Origin of the sequence: Lacticaseibacillus kribbianus (genome assembly GCF_020180945.1) — a bacterium.
In the GTDB taxonomy this organism is placed as follows: Bacteria; Bacillota; Bacilli; order Lactobacillales; family Lactobacillaceae; genus Lacticaseibacillus; species Lacticaseibacillus kribbianus.
The window spans coordinates 664,756-680,283 of record NZ_JAIPUL010000001.1 but is presented as its reverse complement, the minus strand read 5'-3'; the positions used below and the strand labels follow the sequence as shown (position 1 = coordinate 680,283).

General features: G+C 64.1%; 19 protein-coding genes and 1 other RNA gene. 5 read left to right on the top strand and 15 right to left on the bottom strand.

Annotated elements, in window-relative coordinates; genetic code table 11:
• Nucleotides 1-79 precede the first annotated feature (79 nt).
• From LE416_RS03235 to LE416_RS03225, 3 genes are all read left to right on the top strand, one after another.
• Nucleotides 80-847, top strand: coding sequence for a hypothetical protein (locus LE416_RS03235; protein ID WP_225047052.1), 768 nt, complete (start codon nt 80-82; stop codon nt 845-847).
• 25 nt (nt 848-872) lie between these two features.
• A complete protein-coding gene (locus tag LE416_RS03230) occupies nt 873-1,448 on the top strand; it encodes a hypothetical protein (protein ID WP_225047051.1) in 576 nt (191 codons plus the stop codon).
• 164 nt (nt 1,449-1,612) lie between these two features.
• Nucleotides 1,613-2,914 (top strand): Y-family DNA polymerase, encoded by a 1,302-nt coding sequence (locus LE416_RS03225; protein WP_225047050.1) that lies wholly within the window; start codon nt 1,613-1,615, stop codon nt 2,912-2,914.
• A 76-nt stretch (nt 2,915-2,990) separates the two neighbouring features.
• On the opposite strand, the gene LE416_RS03220 is transcribed toward LE416_RS03225, so the two are convergent.
• The 3 genes from LE416_RS03220 to ssrA form a co-directional block, all read right to left on the bottom strand.
• A complete protein-coding gene (locus LE416_RS03220; protein ID WP_225047049.1) occupies nt 2,991-3,425 on the bottom strand; it encodes an ACT domain-containing protein in 435 nt (144 codons plus the stop codon).
• 76 nt (nt 3,426-3,501) lie between these two features.
• The gene (locus tag LE416_RS03215; RefSeq protein WP_225047048.1) at nt 3,502-3,846 is read right to left on the bottom strand and encodes a hypothetical protein; all 345 of its coding nucleotides are present in this window, start codon (nt 3,844-3,846) and stop codon (nt 3,502-3,504) included.
• Between the two features lie 292 nt (nt 3,847-4,138).
• Nucleotides 4,139-4,503, bottom strand: a transfer-messenger RNA (tmRNA) gene (gene ssrA / locus LE416_RS03210).
• 173 nt (nt 4,504-4,676) lie between these two features.
• Between ssrA and LE416_RS03205 the strand changes: the two genes are divergently transcribed.
• Both LE416_RS03205 and LE416_RS03200 read left to right on the top strand, forming a co-directional pair.
• Nucleotides 4,677-5,405 carry a response regulator transcription factor gene (locus LE416_RS03205; RefSeq protein WP_225047047.1) on the top strand — a complete coding sequence of 243 codons (729 nt, stop codon included), beginning with the start codon at nt 4,677-4,679 and terminating at the stop codon, nt 5,403-5,405.
• A complete protein-coding gene (locus tag LE416_RS03200; protein ID WP_225047046.1) occupies nt 5,402-6,877 on the top strand; it encodes a sensor histidine kinase in 1,476 nt (491 codons plus the stop codon). Before LE416_RS03205 ends, LE416_RS03200 begins: the two co-directional genes overlap by 4 nt.
• 125 nt (nt 6,878-7,002) lie before the next feature.
• Here the strand turns inward: LE416_RS03200 and LE416_RS03195 are convergent, their stop codons facing one another.
• The 12 genes from LE416_RS03195 to LE416_RS03140 all read right to left on the bottom strand — a co-directional run bounded on the left by LE416_RS03195 (nt 7,003) and on the right by LE416_RS03140 (nt 15,503).
• Nucleotides 7,003-8,361: an amino acid permease gene (locus LE416_RS03195; protein ID WP_225047045.1), complete on the bottom strand. Its 1,359-nt coding sequence runs from the start codon at nt 8,359-8,361 to the stop codon at nt 7,003-7,005.
• Nucleotides 8,362-8,506: 145 nt separating this feature from the next.
• On the bottom strand, nt 8,507-8,962 hold the full coding sequence (locus LE416_RS03190; protein WP_225047044.1) for a hypothetical protein: 456 nt from the start codon (nt 8,960-8,962) through the stop codon (nt 8,507-8,509).
• An 81-nt stretch (nt 8,963-9,043) separates the two neighbouring features.
• Nucleotides 9,044-10,234: an acetate/propionate family kinase gene (locus tag LE416_RS03185; RefSeq protein WP_225047043.1), complete on the bottom strand. Its 1,191-nt coding sequence runs from the start codon at nt 10,232-10,234 to the stop codon at nt 9,044-9,046.
• Nucleotides 10,235-10,236: 2 nt separating this feature from the next.
• Nucleotides 10,237-11,250 (bottom strand): class I SAM-dependent methyltransferase, encoded by a 1,014-nt coding sequence (locus tag LE416_RS03180; RefSeq protein ID WP_225047042.1) that lies wholly within the window; start codon nt 11,248-11,250, stop codon nt 10,237-10,239.
• Between the two features lie 70 nt (nt 11,251-11,320).
• The gene (locus LE416_RS03175; protein ID WP_225047041.1) at nt 11,321-11,530 is read right to left on the bottom strand and encodes a hypothetical protein; all 210 of its coding nucleotides are present in this window, start codon (nt 11,528-11,530) and stop codon (nt 11,321-11,323) included.
• A complete protein-coding gene (locus tag LE416_RS03170) occupies nt 11,517-11,987 on the bottom strand; it encodes a hypothetical protein (RefSeq protein ID WP_225047040.1) in 471 nt (156 codons plus the stop codon). Before LE416_RS03170 ends, LE416_RS03175 begins: the two co-directional genes overlap by 14 nt.
• Nucleotides 11,959-12,174, bottom strand: coding sequence for a hypothetical protein (locus tag LE416_RS03165; RefSeq protein WP_225047039.1), 216 nt, complete (start codon nt 12,172-12,174; stop codon nt 11,959-11,961). The genes LE416_RS03170 and LE416_RS03165 overlap by 29 nt, the downstream gene beginning before the upstream one ends.
• A 62-nt stretch (nt 12,175-12,236) precedes the next feature.
• Nucleotides 12,237-12,686: a prepilin-type N-terminal cleavage/methylation domain-containing protein gene (locus tag LE416_RS03160; RefSeq protein WP_225047038.1), complete on the bottom strand. Its 450-nt coding sequence runs from the start codon at nt 12,684-12,686 to the stop codon at nt 12,237-12,239.
• Nucleotides 12,683-13,024 carry a type II secretion system protein gene (locus tag LE416_RS03155; protein ID WP_225047037.1) on the bottom strand — a complete coding sequence of 114 codons (342 nt, stop codon included), beginning with the start codon at nt 13,022-13,024 and terminating at the stop codon, nt 12,683-12,685. Before LE416_RS03155 ends, LE416_RS03160 begins: the two co-directional genes overlap by 4 nt.
• Nucleotides 13,021-13,986 carry a type II secretion system F family protein gene (locus LE416_RS03150; RefSeq protein ID WP_225047036.1) on the bottom strand — a complete coding sequence of 322 codons (966 nt, stop codon included), beginning with the start codon at nt 13,984-13,986 and terminating at the stop codon, nt 13,021-13,023. The genes LE416_RS03155 and LE416_RS03150 overlap by 4 nt, the downstream gene beginning before the upstream one ends.
• A complete protein-coding gene (locus LE416_RS03145; protein ID WP_225047035.1) occupies nt 13,983-14,831 on the bottom strand; it encodes an ATPase, T2SS/T4P/T4SS family in 849 nt (282 codons plus the stop codon). The genes LE416_RS03150 and LE416_RS03145 overlap by 4 nt, the downstream gene beginning before the upstream one ends.
• A 240-nt stretch (nt 14,832-15,071) precedes the next feature.
• Nucleotides 15,072-15,503 (bottom strand): MarR family winged helix-turn-helix transcriptional regulator, encoded by a 432-nt coding sequence (locus LE416_RS03140; protein WP_225047034.1) that lies wholly within the window; start codon nt 15,501-15,503, stop codon nt 15,072-15,074.
• Nucleotides 15,504-15,528: the final 25 nt, after the last annotated feature.

Below are 15,528 nucleotides of genomic sequence, written 5' to 3'. Positions count from 1 at the left end.
TATTCAAAAGTCCCGGCTATACTCATTAGTGTCGAGGTGGTCACACCTCAAATTCGAATGACGGCAAGGAGGCGGTCACATGCAGTTTCTCACGCGCACGTTCGCGGCGCTGCGGTACCACCGCCGTGCCTACCTGGCCGAGTTCGGCTTTGTGCTGCTGCTGTGCGCCGCCAGCATTGTGACGCTCACCGTGCGCGCCCAGGGCCTTGGCATGCGCCAGAACTTCAGCGACCGGCTCGCGCAGTTCACCCCGAGCGCCGTCAGCAAGGCCGGCCAGCTGGTGAGCAGCGTCAAGGCCACTTACGGCCAGCTGGACGTCCGCATCCTCTGGACCTGGGCGGCCCTGATCGCCGGCACCGCGCTGGTCAGCTTCGTGCTCGCGCTCGTGTTCGCCCACCGGCGCCGCGAGGAGAGCCTGGCCTACATGCTGGTCGGCAAACCCACCGGCGCCATCCTCGGCCAGTACCTGCTTGAAGGCCTGATTGTCGCCCTAGCCGCCTTCCTCGGCATCTGGCTGTTGTGCCTGCTGTTCGGCACCACCGTCGCCGACTGGCTCGGCCACCTGACCCGCACCACCTTCAACGACCAGCTCAAGGGCACGCTGACCGACGGCACGGTCGCCCGCGACCTCAATCAGCTGATGCACCAGCACGTCACCACCTTCAGCGGCCCCGGCCTGCTGGCCCCGAACCAGCCGCTCGGACCCAAACCGGCGCTTGCGCTGAGCGGCGAGGTCTGGACCCTCGCGGCCGTGGTCGGCGCAACCACCGTCGGCCAGGCCGCGGCTTGGCTCTGCCAGCTGACGCATCAGCGCTTCCGGCTGCGCCATCCGCGTCAAGCCGCCTAATTCCACCCAAAAAGGAGGGCCCAATATGCCAATCTTTCACAACCACGCTGCCACGGCCTTCCAGGCCCGCCTGCAGCAGCTTTTCACCCCGGCCGACCTGTACTTCATCTACGCCCAGGACGCCGCCGCGCTGGCCACCACGGCCCGCAGCTACACCCAGGCCTTCGTCGCAAGCGGCGCAATCAAAACCCTTGGCATGGTCGACCAGCACGAAACCGGCATCGTGCCCTACCTCAGCGTCCGCGCCAACCTGCTGATCAACGGGCAGACCCAGCCGACCGACCTGATTCCGCAGGCCATCCAACGCGATCTCATGCAGCTGGACGAGCCGGCCGCCGCGCTGACTCCGGCGCAAAGCCTGTACCTGCAGCTCTTCCGCGGCCTGTTCGCCGGCCGCCGCTTCCTGTTGATGACCGATTTTCCCGCCAGCATGACGCTTCAGGAGAAGCGCTACTTCATGAATAGTGCCACGGCGGCCGTGCGGCGCACCGCCACAAGCCTGCTGGTGCTGACCACGGACACCAACCTGGTGGCGGCCCACCCCGGCACGAGCTGGTGGACGGCGCCAGACCTCGCGCCGCTGACCGCCGACTCGCACTGAGCGCAGCCAACGGCACCACATCGATGAGCCTCGCCAATCTCAAGGACGCGTCCAATGGACCCGTCCTTTTTTGCTGCCGCGCGCCACAGCCCGATCATGACACCGCGGCTTCCCACCTTGCGTTTTACGAACATACGTTTGTATAATGAGCGTGAGGTGATTCCATGACGTACGCAGCTGAAGCCCACCGCGTGGTGTTCCTGATCGATAACAAGTCCTTTTACGCCTCCGTGGAGTGCGTCGCGCGGCACCTGAACCCGCTCAAGACGCCGCTCGTGGTGATGTCCGAGCAGGAAAACACCAACGGCGGCCTGATTCTGGCGACCTCGCCGACCGCCAAGAAGCGCTACGGTCTGCAGGCCAACGTCAGCCGCCAGCGCGACCTGCCCCAGGACCCGCGGCTGATTGTCGTGCCGCCGCGCATGAACCTGTACATCAAGCGCAACCTCGCCATCAACGCGATTTTTCAGCGCTTCACCGCCGGCGGGGACTGCTGGCCCTACTCGATTGACGAGTCGGTGCTCGACGTCACCCGCTCCTGGCGCCTCTTCGGCAGCTCGCCCTACGCCGTCGCCCGCCGCATCCAAGACACGGTGCACCGCGAGTTGGGCCTGTACGTCACCATCGGCATCGGCGAGAACCCGCTTCAGGCCAAGCTTGCCCTGGACCTTTTTGCCAAGCACACGCCCGACCTCATCGGCACGCTCAGCTACGCCACCTTTGCCGCGCGCATCTGGCCGATCACCGAGCTGGACAGCATCTGGAGCATCGGGGCGCGCATCGCCAGGCGCCTGAATCGCCTCGGTGTGACCAGCGTGTACGATCTCGCCCACCTCGATCAAGCCGCGCTGAAGGCGGAGTTCGGCGTCATCGGCACGCAGCTGTACGCCCTGGCCTGGGGCATCGACCGCACCGTCTTGTCTCGGCGGCACCGGGTCAAGTCCCCGAGCATCGGCAACTCGCAGGTCCTGCCGCGCGACTACGCGACGCAGGCCGAAATCGAGCGGGTGGTCACCGAGATTGGCCAGCAGGTCGCGGCCCGGCTGCGCCATCACCACCAAAAGGCCGGGCGCGTCAGCCTGAGCATCGGCTTCTCCTACGCCGCCAGCGAGGAGGAGAAACGCACCGGCTTCAGCCACAGCGCGACGATTCCCCCGACCAACCAGGACGCAGAGCTCAGCGCCGCCCTGGTGCGCCTGTTTCGCAGCGCCTGGGACGGTCAGGTCGTGCGCAACGTGGCCGTCAGCACCGGCCACCTGAGCCCCGACTGCGGCGAACAGCTCAACCTGCTGGAGCCGGTGCGCACCCAGCTGCACCGAAGCGACCTCAACCGCGCGCTGGACGCCATCAGAACCCGCTTCGGCTTCACCCGGCTGGTCTACGCCACCAGTCTGCTGCAGGGCGCCACCGCCATCTCGCGTGCCGGGCTGGTCGGCGGCCACAACGGCGGCAACGCCTACGACTGAGACCGGTTTTGGGCAGCAAAAAAGGGCCGGGTGAGTCCCAGCCCTTGCGTGCTTCAATTCGTGGTTCGCGTCGTGCCTACTCGACGGAGATCAGCGTCACGTCGGTCACCCCGCGGGAGCGCTTCAACGACGCCATCAGGTCGTCGACCGTGCCCTTGAGGTTGGAGATGTCAAAGGAGATCACCACGCTGGCCCAGTCGTGAATCGGGATGTTCTGGTTGATCGTCACGATGCTGGCATCGGCCGCCGACATCGTGTTCAGCACCTCCGACAGGATGCCGCGGTCGTGGTGCAGCATCAGCGAGATCACGGCCTTGCGCTGGGTGAGTCCGGCGTCCGGCATGAAGACATAGTCCTTGTACTTGTAGTACGTGCCGCGGCTGATGCCCACCATCTTGACCGCCTCGGAGACCTGGCGCACCTGGCCGTTTTCGATCAGGTTGCGCGCCTTGATCACCTTATCGACCACCTCGGGCAGAATGGAACTATCAACAATGTAATACTTTTCCATGGGCAAGACCCCCGTACCAAAATGTTGCCCTAATTGTACCACGAAAGCTAGACACGTGTTCCAAAATGTTTACGATTTACAGGTGATCTTCGCGGTACCCGTCGGCCGCGGGCCGCTGCGGCTTGGCCTTGGCCGCGGCGCGGCGCCCGCGTACCAGCGTCACGGCGAGCCGCACCAAAAGACCCACGAACAGCGCGAGCAGCAGCAGTGCAACCAACACCAGCCCCCACTCCAGGCGCCCCCGCAGCGTGGCAAAGAGCAGCCAGCCGCTGAACCCGACGCCGACGAGGTTGACGACCCCGGCGATGCCGAAGCGCACCCGGTTGCGCCGCGGCCGGTTCGGCGCGTAACTCGGCGCAAACAGGTACTCGATCACCGGCTCGAGCAGAAACTCCAGCAGCATCCCCAACAGGTCCCCCATAAGCCCACCTCCACTTTGACTCATTATCGCACTAACGCCTGCGGCCAGCATCGGTCCGCAGGCGGACGCCCAGCCGTGTGATGATAATTCTTCACATTTCAATCGCGGCCGCTTCACGGATTCGTGAGACCATAATAGGGCACAGGCACGCGGTCTTACATCGCCGGCCGCGGTCACCGCCTGCCCAGCAATTTTTTGATGTTACCAAAATGTTACCCGACATAGTAAATCAGCGTTAATTCTTGAAACTAAAGGCACAAAAAAATGCCGGTATACCGGCATTCTAGATCTCCAATGGAGGTGAGGAGAATCGAACTCCTGTCCATCAGCCCCGCGACGTGCAGCTCTACACTCATAGTGAGCTTATTTGAAGTTCGCGCAGGCGGCGCGCCAGATCACAGGGCTAACCCGCAAGCGCTAGTCTGATAATCTCTTGTCGCTGATGCAGACGGGAACAGCGACCGTAGCCCAATTAATTTGAGACCCAGATCCGCCGCTTGAGCGACAACGGGAGGATCACGCTAAGACGCGATTAAGCAGCCAGAGCGTAAGAGTTTTCGTTGTTTGCAGTTAAATTAACTGTGTCCGTTGATGACGGAGCCGGACTCCGGAGTGCACCACACGTGCCAAAACAAATGTCGAGACCATTACACCCCCGATATTGCACCCTATATGGTAGCACGGCTTGGAATCGTTTGTCAAAGCGTGGGTGGCGTGCTAATCTGAAACATGAAGAAACCAACCGCAAAAAGCGCGGCCAACGTGGCCACGGCCGCGGTCCCGAAACGCCCGGAAAACGGCGCAGGCAGCAGACAATTGAGGAGTAAGATATGAAAATTCTGATGATTGAAGACAACGAAAGCGTTGCTCAGATGATGGACATGTTTTTCAAGAAGGAGAAGTGGGAGGTCGTCAACGGGTACGACGGCGAGGAGGGTCTGGCCCTGTTCAAGGCCGCACCGGACAGCTTCGACATCATCACCTTGGACCTGAACCTGCCGAAGATGGACGGGATGCAGGTGGCCCAGGAGATTCGCAAGCTGTCGGCGACGGTGCCGCTGATTATGCTGACGGCGCGCGACTCCGAAAGCGACCAGGTGCTCGGCCTTGAGCTCGGCGCCGACGATTACGTCACCAAGCCCTTCTCCCCCATCACGCTGGTCGCGCGCATCAAGGCGCTGCACCGGCGCGCGGAGGTCGAGGTGGCCCCGGCGGCGGAGGGCGACACCCCGAGCGGCGACTTCGACGTGGTCACCGCGCACTTCAAGCTCAGCACCAAGACGCGCGAGGCCTACCTCGACTCGTCTTTGATCGAGGGGCTGACGCCCAAGGAGTTCGACCTGCTGCACACGCTGGCCAAAAATCCCAAGCAGGTCTTCTCGCGCGAGCAGCTGCTGCAGCTGGTGTGGGACTATGAGTACTACGGCGACGAGCGGACCGTGGACGCCCACATCAAGAAGCTGCGGCAGAAGATCGAGAAGGTCGGCCCGCAGATCATTCAGACCGTGTGGGGCGTCGGCTACAAGTTCGATGACTCCGCCCTGGACACGCAAGCATGAAGATGCTTTATCAGCAGATGCTGGCGATTTTCGGCGTCATCTTCGTCATGATGGCGATCGTGTCGGTGCTGTTCATCCGCTCCACCACCGCCAACGTCTGGTCCAACAGCTTCGATCAGCTCGAGGAGTACACGGACGTGCTCGCCGATAACGCCCTGCAGGTCAACGTCGCCCGCAGCGCCTTTGAACCCAACGCCGCCTTCATCCAGAACTCGGAGAAAATCCTGCAGAATCAGCGGGTGCGCTTCATCATCTACAACGCCGACAACGCGGCGGTCTACCCCAACCAGCAGGCCCAAAGCGCCGTCAGCATCGAGGCCAAAACCTGGGCGAAGCTCAAGGAAGGCACCTCGGTCGCCCTTCCCGAGCTGACCACCGACCCACGCAACGGCAAGCAGCAGAGCATGACTATCTACTACCGGCCCGTTTTCCTCAGCAACAAGTTGCTGTTCGTCGTCGCCGCCTACGCGCCGGTCGACAACATCCAAAGCTCGATTCGCAAGACCGAGTACAACCTGTTCATCGCCTTCCTGCTGTCCGCGCTGGTGGCGGTGGTCGTCTCCTACTTCGTGGCGCGCTACCAGGTCGGCCGCATCAACCGCCTGCGCCAGGTCACCCACCAGGTCGCGGAGGGCGACTACGACGTGGACCTGAACCTGCGTTCCAAGAGCCACGACGAGGTGGCCGACCTCGCCAACGACTTCCAGGACATGGTTCAGTCCCTGCGCGACAGCCAGGCCGAGATTCACCGCCAGGAGGAGCGACGGCGCCAGTTCATGGCCGACGCGGCCCACGAGATGCGCACGCCGCTGACAACCATCAACGGCCTGCTCGAGGGCCTGGCCTACGACGCGATTCCCGAGGAGAGCAAGGGCCAGTCGATCACGCTGATGCGCAACGAAACCAAGCGCCTGATCCGCCTGGTCAACGAGAACCTCGACTACGAGAAGATTCGCACCAACCAGATTCTGCTCAAGAAGCAGACCTTCAACGCGACCGAGGCGCTGCAGGACATCGTCTCGCAGCTGAGCCAAAAGGCCGCGGCCGCCGGCGACAAGCTGGTGCTCGAATCGGCGGCGGACGTGCCGGTGTACGCCGATCACGACCGCTTCGTGCAGGTGATGTTCAACATCGCGCAAAACGCGATCCAGTTCACCCAAAACGGCACCATCACGCTGAGCGCCAAGGCCGGCTACCACCAGACCGAGTTCGCCGTGGCGGACACGGGCATCGGCATGAGCGAAGACCAGCTCAAAAACATCTGGGAGCGCTACTACAAGGCCGATCCATCGCGCAAGAACACCAAGTACGGCGAGTCCGGCCTCGGTCTGGCGATCGTGCACCAACTGGTGACGCTGCACGGCGGCACCATCGACGTGGCCTCCAAGCCCAACGTCGGCACCACCTTCACCGTCACCCTCCCCGACGAGGAAACCGCGCCCAAGCAGGCGCCGATCACGCACACCAAGTAACCCACAGGACGCAAATAGGCGCCAGTCCTCTCACGCGAGAGGGCTGGCGCCTATCTTTTTGGTCGTGATGACCGGCGCGGCACGTTAATGCCGTGCGCCACGTACGCCGCTGCCCTGCGACACCGTCAGCGGGCGCGTCGGCGCGTCAGCCGGTACCCGGCGCCGACGGCCAGCAGCCAGACGATGGCCAGAATGGCTGGCAGCGCCGTGTCCGCGCGGGCCAGCATCACCACCCCGGTCACGGCCAGGAAGGCCAGCGCCAGGTAGTCGCCAACCGGGAACCACGGGGCCCTGAACGTGTCGGCCGTCGGATTTTGACGCCGGTACTTCATGTGGGCCAGGATGATCATCCCCCAGACGAACAGGAAGCTGGTCGTGGCGACGCTTGAGATCAGCTTGAACACCGCGCCCGGCAGCAGGAGGTTCAGCACCACCGCCAGCGCGATGATGAGGCTCGACGCGAGGATCGCGTTGGCCGGAACCTGGCGGCGCGACAGCCGGCCGAAGCGACGCAGGAAGCGGTTGTCGCTGCCCAAGGTCAGGGAGAACAGCATCCGCCCGGTGGAAAACAGGCTGGAGTTGCAGGCCGAGGCGGCCGCGGTGAGCACGACGAAGTTGATGATGTCGGCGGCCGCGCGCACCCCGACGTTGTCGAACACCTGCACGAAGGGGCTGGTGTCCGGGCTGACCGCGGACCACGGGTAGATGCACATGATCACGAACAGCGCGCCGATGTAGAAGAGAATGATGCGCAGCGGTAGCTCGTTGATCGCCTCGGGGATGACCTTTTTCGGGTCGGCGGTTTCGCTGGCCGTCAGCCCCACCATCTCAACCCCGGCGAAGCTGAAGGTCACCATCTGCAGGGACGCCAGGAAGCCCCCGGCCCCCTTGGGGAAAAAGCCCCCGTGGCTGACCAGGTTTGAAAGCCCGGCGGTGCCGCTGGTCGTGCGGTAGTGCACGATGATCATCCACGCGCCGACGACAATCAGCGCGACGATGGCGGCCACCTTGATCAACGCGAACCAGAACTCCGCCTCCCCGAACAGCCCGACGGAGATCAGGTTGAGCAGCACCAAAAGAAGTAGCGCGATCAGCCCGGGCACCCACTGCGGTAGCTGCGGCAGCCAGTAGCGGATGTACATCCCGACGGCCGTCACCTCGGCCATCGCGATGGCCAGCCAGCACACCCAGTAGGTCCACCCGGTGACAAACGCGGCACCTTGGCCCATGTAGCGGCCGATGAAGTCGACGAAGCTGTGCTGTGACAGGTCCGACAGCAGAAGCTCCCCCATCGCCCGCATCAGGAAGAAGCACATGCCCCCGGCCAGCAGGTAGGCCAGCAGGATCGAGGGCCCCGCCTGGTGAATCGACTGCCCGGCGCCGAGGAACAGGCCGGTGCCGATGGTGCCACCGATGGCGATCAGTTGAATGTGCCGACTCTTCAGGCTGCGGGCAAGCTCGGGTTGTGCGGGCGTTTCAGACATAGACTCTCCTCCAAACATGTCGTCAGTATACCAGTTCCCGGGCGCGTCACAAAGCCCACGAACCGCGCCGCGACGGCAAAAAACCGCGTGGTGAGCCGTCACCACGCGGTTTTGTTCACTTTATTTAGTGCAAGGTGAAATTAATTCACTTCGGCATGACCACGCGCTCCGGCGGCATCTGCCGCTTCAGGTACTTGGCCAAAACCGCCGGCGCCTGGGCGAAGCGCATCTTCACGACCGTCACCTGACCGACCGTGGCGACCAAAAGCGTGCCGCCCTTGTCCGCGCTCAGCTGCACCTGCGTGAGCTGCGACAGCGGCCGCATGCTGCCAAAGCCGTTGACCAGCTCCAGGTGGCTGATGCCCCGCCGCCACCCGGCGAAGACCAGAAGCATCCCCACGATGAAGGCGCCGCTTGCGTAGTCGTCCAGCGTGTGGCTGGTGGCCAGCGTGAAGGCGACCATCAAAGCTGCGGCGGCGAGGTAGAAGGTCAGCCACCAGGGCCGCAGCCGCGCCTTGTACACCAGCGTGTGGCGCACGTACAGGAGCGCCCCGACCGCCACCAGCAGCACCGCCAGCAGCGCGTAATTCATCAGACTCATGCGATTCCTCCGTTTCCCGGTCCCGCAGTGGGGCACCGGGTTCAAAAACGGGTGCGGACCGAGGCCCCCACCCGTTTGTGTTTACTTGCTCAGGCGAACCACGTCGCGGGCAATCATCAGCTCTTCGTTGGTCGGCACCAGAAGCACCTTGACCTTGGAGTCGTCGCTTGAGATCACGCGCTCCTTGGCCATGACGTCGTTGCGCTCGTCGTCGATCTTGGCCCCGAAGACGGACAGCCCCTCGATGATGCGCTTGCGCTCGCGCTTGTCGCCCTCGCCCATGCCGGCGGTGAAGACCAGCACGTCGATGCCGCCCATCTCCGCGATGTAGCCGGCGACGTACTTCACGATGCGGTTGGTGAAGATGTCGATGGCCAGCTGGGAGTCCGGCCGCTCCTCGCGGGAGTTTTCGATCTCGCGCATGTCCGGCGACAGACCGGAGATGCCGTACAGCCCGGACTGCTTGTTCAGGATGTCGATGATGTCCTGCGGATCGGACAGGTTGAGCTTTTGCATCAAAAAGGCCACGAGGGAGGCGTCGATGTCGCCGCTACGGGTACTCATCGTGACGCCGGCCAGCGGCGTGAAGCCCATCGAGGTGTCAAAGGACTTGCCGTCTTTTTCGGCCGTGATGGACACGCCGGAGCCCAGGTGCATGGTGACCATGCGTAGGTCCTTGAGGTCCTTGCCGAGCATCTCGGCGGCGCGGTGGGAAACGTAGCGGTGGCTGGTGCCGTGTGCCCCGTACTTGCGGGCGCCGTACTTCTTGTAGTAGTCCTGCGAGATGGAGTACAGGTAGTTCATCTTCGGCATCGTGGTGTGGAAGGACGTGTCGAACACGCCGACCTCCGGCACCCCTGGCAGAAGCTTCATGAAGGCGCGAATGCCATTGGCCTCGGCCGGGTTATGTAACGGTGCGTACTCCGCCAGGGCGTCGACTTCCTTCAGGGAGTCGGCGGTCAGCAGCTCGGATTCCTTGAAGCGCTCGCCGCCGGCCACGATGCGGTGACCGACGCCTTCGATCTCGGCGTAGTCCTTGATGATGTTAAGCTCGATCAGGGCCTTGAGCAGCATGTCCACCGCCATGTCAGCGGTCGGGATGTCCTTGATCACGACGTACTTTTGCCCGTCGCCGTACTTCACCTTGAACTCGGAATCGGTCAGGCCCATGCGGTCAACCATGCCGCTGGCGATCACGGTTTCCTCCGGCATGACGAACAGCTTCCACTTCAGGGTGGAGCTACCGGCGTTAATTGCAAGAATCTTTGACATTGTTACATCTCCTCTAAATTAGTTGCAGACCAAGTGCGCACTTCACCGAGAAAGGCGCTGAAGGCTTGCTGATCGTTCAGGTCCGGGAAGGTGCCCAAAAGCACCTGCTTGGCCTGGTGCGTGCCAGGTCCCGGCTTTTGCAGCACCAGCAGTGACTTTTGCGCCGCCGCGGTGGCAAAAAGCGTGGTCGGCAGGTTGAGCAGCCCCTGGAAGTGCACGTGCGCGGTCAGCCAGGCGACCAGCCCCGCGGCCTCCTCGGACTGGAACACGCCGCTCGGCACGAAGAACAGCCCGAGCCCGCCCGGCCGAAGCGCCCGCATGCTCTGCTCGATCAGCAGGTGGTGGGCGAAGCTGTGCCCGCTTGACGCCGCCGTCTCGAACTGCTTGGCCCGCTCGTCCAGCGGGTAGTAGCCGACCGGCAGATCCGACACGGCGATGTCGCCGTCGGTGGCGGGAAGCTGCGCCAGCGCGTCCTGGTGGTACAGCGTCACGTCCAGCTGCTGGGCCCGACCGCTCATGTCGGCGAAGCTCAGCAGCAGGTCGTCGTTATCGACCAGCACGCCGCGCGTGGTCACCCCAAGCGCCTCGTGCAGCCGGTTCACGACGGCGTACACCAGGTTGCCGGAGCCCGCCGCCAGGTCGATCACCGTCAGCGGCTTAGCCTGCTTGACGAAGGTGGTCACCAGAAAGGTCGCAAGCCCGGCCATCAAGTCCGGCGTGACCTGCTTGTTGGGCTCGATGCCGTCGACCTGAATGGCCTTGACCAAAACCAGCTGGAAGGCCTCGCGGATCTCTTCGGCAGTGAAGGTGCTCAGGTCAATCGGGTCGAGCAGTTCCTGGAGCGCCGCCACCGTGGCCTGGTTGGGCCGCCCGTCAAGCTGCGCAATCTTGCCTGCAAGGAGGTCGTCGCCAATCTCCACTGCGCAGTCGAGGTAGCTCTGGTCCAGCTGCTTGTGCAGCAGCGCCGTTGCGGCTTCTAGCGCCGCGTACAACGACTTCAAATGTGCGTTTGACATAGTGCCTCCTTAAATGTACATGACCAATTCTACCGGTCAACTGTATCATAATCAAGCGGTTTCTTTCGCATCACCGCGGCGTTTGACCCGCCGTCGCCGCCGGGCTCTGCTCCTGCCACCGCTTGTAGGCGGGCACAAACAGCTTCCGTTCCACCACGAACTGGCTGCTGTACTCGTCGTGCCAGACGGTGAACTGGCGCGTCAGTGCCGCCGCGGCCAGCAGCACCACGCCCAAAAGCACCAGCGCCGAAAGCATGGCACTGGCGCTACTCCGTCTCATCGAGCACCCCCATCACGACCGCCGAATCGAGAAACACTAAGCGAAAGCCAATGTGACCATTGCCAAGCGCGGTGAAGCTAATGCTGGCCACGTTTTCGACCAGCGGCATGTGGCCGCCGATGGCCGTGGTCACGCGAAGCATCGCCGGTGCATCCTTTGGCGGCTGGTAGACCTCGACGTAGACCGTGGTCGGTTGACCGTACTTGGTCAGCCCCGGCATACTTAGCCGGCCACCACCGTCCTCGACGGTCAGCGGCTTACCTTTCGTGTAGGCGGCCAGCGCCCGCTCCGCGGCCATGCCGTTAAGCGTGGCGCGCTCGTGCGTCCAGACCTTAAGTCCCGCACTCACCGCCTCGACCCACGCCCCGATTGCCGCGGTCAAAAGCGCCAGGGCCGCCACCGCCTCGACCAGCGTGAAGGCCGCACGCTCACGGCCACGTCTCAAGCTTTTGCCCATTCAGCCACACCTCCAGTGTTGTCCCGTGGTTGCGGACCAGATAGTTCGCATCGCCCACCGTGATGGTCACCTCACCATCGCGGTCGGGGCTCAGGTACGAAAGCCCCGCGCGGGCGGCGTACCAGGCACTTGCTTCCGTGCGGGCCGGCACCACCTGAACCTGGTAGGCGCGCTGCACCAAAAGCACCGTGGCAACCACCAGCGCCACTACGGCGAGTGCGCCGAGGTGCTCCGCAAGCAGCAGTCCCTTCAGTCGTCTACGCGTGTGATCATCCCCCAGCTCATGTTGAACGATAGTGCGACCCGCCCGCCTTGCTGACGGACAAAGTATAGCGTCCGCACACTCTTGAACGTCCCAGCATTTTTCGATATCAGAACGTGACTACCGTACGTCAGCGGCACCCCCTCCTTGTTCACCAGCGTCAGGCTCGCCGGCATCGGCAGCTCCCACTGCAGGCCGGGCGAATCGGTCAGCTGAAAGGCGATGCGCGACTGGCTGTAAGAGAGCGAACCGGTCTGCCCCACCAAGAGCGCTGAGTGCCGCGCGTCGTCCCACTCGTCGATCAGTGCCGCGAAGAACTGCTCCTGCTCGCGTTGGACGATCACCGCGTGGCCGATGCGGACGCCGATCAAAAGGGTGGCGGCGGTCAGCGCCAGCACCGCCAGCACCTCGATCAGCGTGAAGGCCCGCCTGATCATTTGACCACGAACTTAGGCGGCTTATCCTGGGCCTGGTAGCTCGCTCCGGACGCCAGCGCCTTTTGCTGATCGGCGGTGATGATCTTGGCCGCCACCAGGCTCGCGGTGCTGCCGAAATCGGCCGCCTCCGCGCCCGGCGCGGCGTAGGCCACCTCAATCTGGGTGTTCACGCTGGCCACCGTCGCCTCCAGCTGCTTGTCGTTGGCCTGCTGGACCTGCGCGCGAATCGTCACCACCAGGGTCAGCGTCAGCACGATGATCAGCCCGAGCGCGGCCAGCACCTCGATCAGCGTGAACGCGCGGCGCGTGCGCCGACCATGTTTTATCAATGTCATCATCCGAACCCTCCCCCGCCGTACAGCGGTCCCAGAAGCGTCTGGTACATCAGCACAATCTGAATTCCGATCAGCAGAAACATCAGCGGCTGCACCAAGGCGAGCAACCGCTCACTGCGGGCCGTCAGCGCCGCCATCAGCTCTTTGGCCAGCAGTGCCATGCCGGCCGTGACCAGGGCCGGGGTCTGGCCCAGCGCCAGCAGCTTACGCGCCGGTGGATACACCAGCGGGTGGTCCAGCGCCGCATCGAGGCTCTCACCGGCCGCCACCCGCGACAGCATTCCCTGTGCCGCGACGCTGAGGACGTTTGGCTCAAGCGCCGCCAGCTGTGTCAGGTACGCCGTCAGCGGCAGCCCGCCGGCGAGAAACTGCGCCGCGCCACTGACGAACTGGTAGCGGTAGTAGCCAAGCGCTAAGCCCCGAACTCCGGGCAGCCGCAGCATCAGCCGGCCGCGGTGCAGTGGCGAGAGGCGGTGCCAGCCCCACACTGCCGGCAGGACTAGCAGTCCCACACCCGCGACGGCCAGCGCCTGCTGCCGCAGCGTCTGCGTGCCGTCCGCCCCGAGCGCCGGAAGGACCTGCACCCACAGCACCGCCTGAATCACCGCCAGAAAACCAAGCAGCACCGCCGGGTACACCAGCAGCTGCCGAAGCCTGCGCCAGCCGGTTTGCTGAAGCTGCAGGAAGTCCAAGCCTGCCGTCAGCGCGGCGGAAAGGCGCCCGTGCGTGCCGGCCAGGGCCGCCTGCGTGACGAGCACGGCGTCAAAGCCGGCACCGGCCAGCGCGTCGGCAACGCTGGCCCCGGCCTCTAGCTGCAAGGCGAGCACCGCCCAGTGGGTCTGGTACCTAGGTTGGCTCACGCCGAGGTAGGCCACGCCTGTCGCCAGGGGAAAACCGACCTGCAGCAGACTGATCAGATCCCGCCCCGCCGCCAGCTGGGCCGTATGCGGCAGCCGGCGGGTCACGACGCCGCCCCGCGGTCGAACACCGCAATCGTCACCACGGGGTGCGGGGCGGGCGCCTGCACCAGCCGAACGGCCCCGGCCGCAGTCAGCGCGGCCGCGACCAAAGACGGCGCGACGCCCAGCGCCTGCAGCCGCAGCGGCACTAGGTCCGCGGTGCGGGCGTGCACCGTGGTCAACACGAGGTGCCCGCTGATGGCGGCCTCGCACGCCTGCTGCGCCGTCTCGAAGTCGCGGACCTCGCCGATCAAAAGCACATCCGGCCGGTGCCGCAGCGCCGCCTTGAGCAGCGCGGCGTAGCTCATCTCCGCCTCCGGGTTGACCTGCAGCTGAAGGAACTGGGGCTCGACAATCTCCACCGGGTCCTCGATGGTCATCACCATCTGGGTCGCGGACAGCTCCCGCGCCACCTGGTACAGCAGCGTGGTCTTGCCACTGCCGGTCGGGCCGCTCAGCGCAATCAGCCCCCGTCGACTCGCCAAGCCCAGCAGCCGCTCGACCACCGGCCGACTTCCGGCATCAAGCGGCGGCACCCCGTGGAGGAAGCGCACCACCAACGTCTCGAGCCCGGCGTGATCCGCCACCGTGGACAACCGAAGCGGTGTTGCCAGGCCCTCCAGCACGACCGCGCCGAGCTGGACGCGCCGGTGCTCGCTCACGTTCATCCCCGCCTGGTACTTGAGGAAGTTGAGCCACCGCTGTCCCTCTGCCTGGGGCACCGTCCGCAGCACCTCAAGTCCTGCGCTGGTGCGCATGATCACCTCGTACCCGCTTGGCTTAGGCAGCAGGTACAGGTCGCTGGCCCAGGCCGCGACCGCCTGCCGTAACAGCGCCATTAACAGATCCATCCCCTCACCCCCTCCTGTCATCCGCCCGTCATCGCGCACCGGGAAAAAGGCGGCTACTCTAAATTATGCCAAACGCAGTAAATTGCCCCGTTTCCGGTCAAATTGCGGGTCGCGCCGGTCGGCCGCGACTCGGCCACACTGGGCATTGCGCGCCCGCGATAACTGCCGCATTCCCGGGAAAACCAAAAACCAAAAAGGCCGCGCCAGCCGGCACGGCCTTGAAAACGAATTTGATTGCGCTCAGCGGATGATCTCGGTGGCGACCCGGCGCATGATGCGCAGCAGGTCGTCGGCGTCGGCAGTGCCGATCTGAGACACCCACCCGTAGAAGCGCTGGTGGATCACCGAGTTCAGCTCGGTGGTGACCCGCTCGCCGGTGGTTGTCAGCCGCAGGTACAGGCGCCGGCGGTCGACCGGGTCGCGCTCCTGGACGATGTAGTCGTTCTCAAGAAGCGTCTTGATCTGACGCGAAATCGCCGCCCGGGTCACGCCGCGGGTCTTGGCCACGTCGGAAATCGACAGCTTGGAGCCGCGGTTCAGGTCGCGCATAATCAGGAACTGCTCGAAAGACAACTTGTACTGCTTCATCGGCTCGGAGACCAGGTCCCCGACGTACTTGAACCCGGTCATGTAGACGTCGATGTACTCATCCAGAAGATCACGGTCGGCCATGACGGCGCTCCTTTCTGCTTGCGAA

Coding starts and splice junctions, on each gene's coding strand:
- LE416_RS03235 (WP_225047052.1), top strand. CDS start 80: ATGCAGTTTCTCACGCGCACGTTCGCGGCGCTGCGGTACCACCGCCGT.
- LE416_RS03230 (WP_225047051.1), top strand. CDS start 873: ATGCCAATCTTTCACAACCACGCTGCCACGGCCTTCCAGGCCCGCCTG.
- LE416_RS03225 (WP_225047050.1), top strand. CDS start 1,613: ATGACGTACGCAGCTGAAGCCCACCGCGTGGTGTTCCTGATCGATAAC.
- LE416_RS03220 (WP_225047049.1), bottom strand. CDS start 3,425: ATGGAAAAGTATTACATTGTTGATAGTTCCATTCTGCCCGAGGTGGTC.
- LE416_RS03215 (WP_225047048.1), bottom strand. CDS start 3,846: ATGGGGGACCTGTTGGGGATGCTGCTGGAGTTTCTGCTCGAGCCGGTG.
- LE416_RS03205 (WP_225047047.1), top strand. CDS start 4,677: ATGAAAATTCTGATGATTGAAGACAACGAAAGCGTTGCTCAGATGATG.
- LE416_RS03200 (WP_225047046.1), top strand. CDS start 5,402: ATGAAGATGCTTTATCAGCAGATGCTGGCGATTTTCGGCGTCATCTTC.
- LE416_RS03195 (WP_225047045.1), bottom strand. CDS start 8,361: ATGTCTGAAACGCCCGCACAACCCGAGCTTGCCCGCAGCCTGAAGAGT.
- LE416_RS03190 (WP_225047044.1), bottom strand. CDS start 8,962: ATGAGTCTGATGAATTACGCGCTGCTGGCGGTGCTGCTGGTGGCGGTC.
- LE416_RS03185 (WP_225047043.1), bottom strand. CDS start 10,234: ATGTCAAAGATTCTTGCAATTAACGCCGGTAGCTCCACCCTGAAGTGG.
- LE416_RS03180 (WP_225047042.1), bottom strand. CDS start 11,250: ATGTCAAACGCACATTTGAAGTCGTTGTACGCGGCGCTAGAAGCCGCA.
- LE416_RS03175 (WP_225047041.1), bottom strand. CDS start 11,530: ATGAGACGGAGTAGCGCCAGTGCCATGCTTTCGGCGCTGGTGCTTTTG.
- LE416_RS03170 (WP_225047040.1), bottom strand. CDS start 11,987: ATGGGCAAAAGCTTGAGACGTGGCCGTGAGCGTGCGGCCTTCACGCTG.
- LE416_RS03160 (WP_225047038.1), bottom strand. CDS start 12,686: ATGATCAGGCGGGCCTTCACGCTGATCGAGGTGCTGGCGGTGCTGGCG.
- LE416_RS03155 (WP_225047037.1), bottom strand. CDS start 13,024: ATGATGACATTGATAAAACATGGTCGGCGCACGCGCCGCGCGTTCACG.
- LE416_RS03145 (WP_225047035.1), bottom strand. CDS start 14,831: ATGGATCTGTTAATGGCGCTGTTACGGCAGGCGGTCGCGGCCTGGGCC.
- LE416_RS03140 (WP_225047034.1), bottom strand. CDS start 15,503: ATGGCCGACCGTGATCTTCTGGATGAGTACATCGACGTCTACATGACC.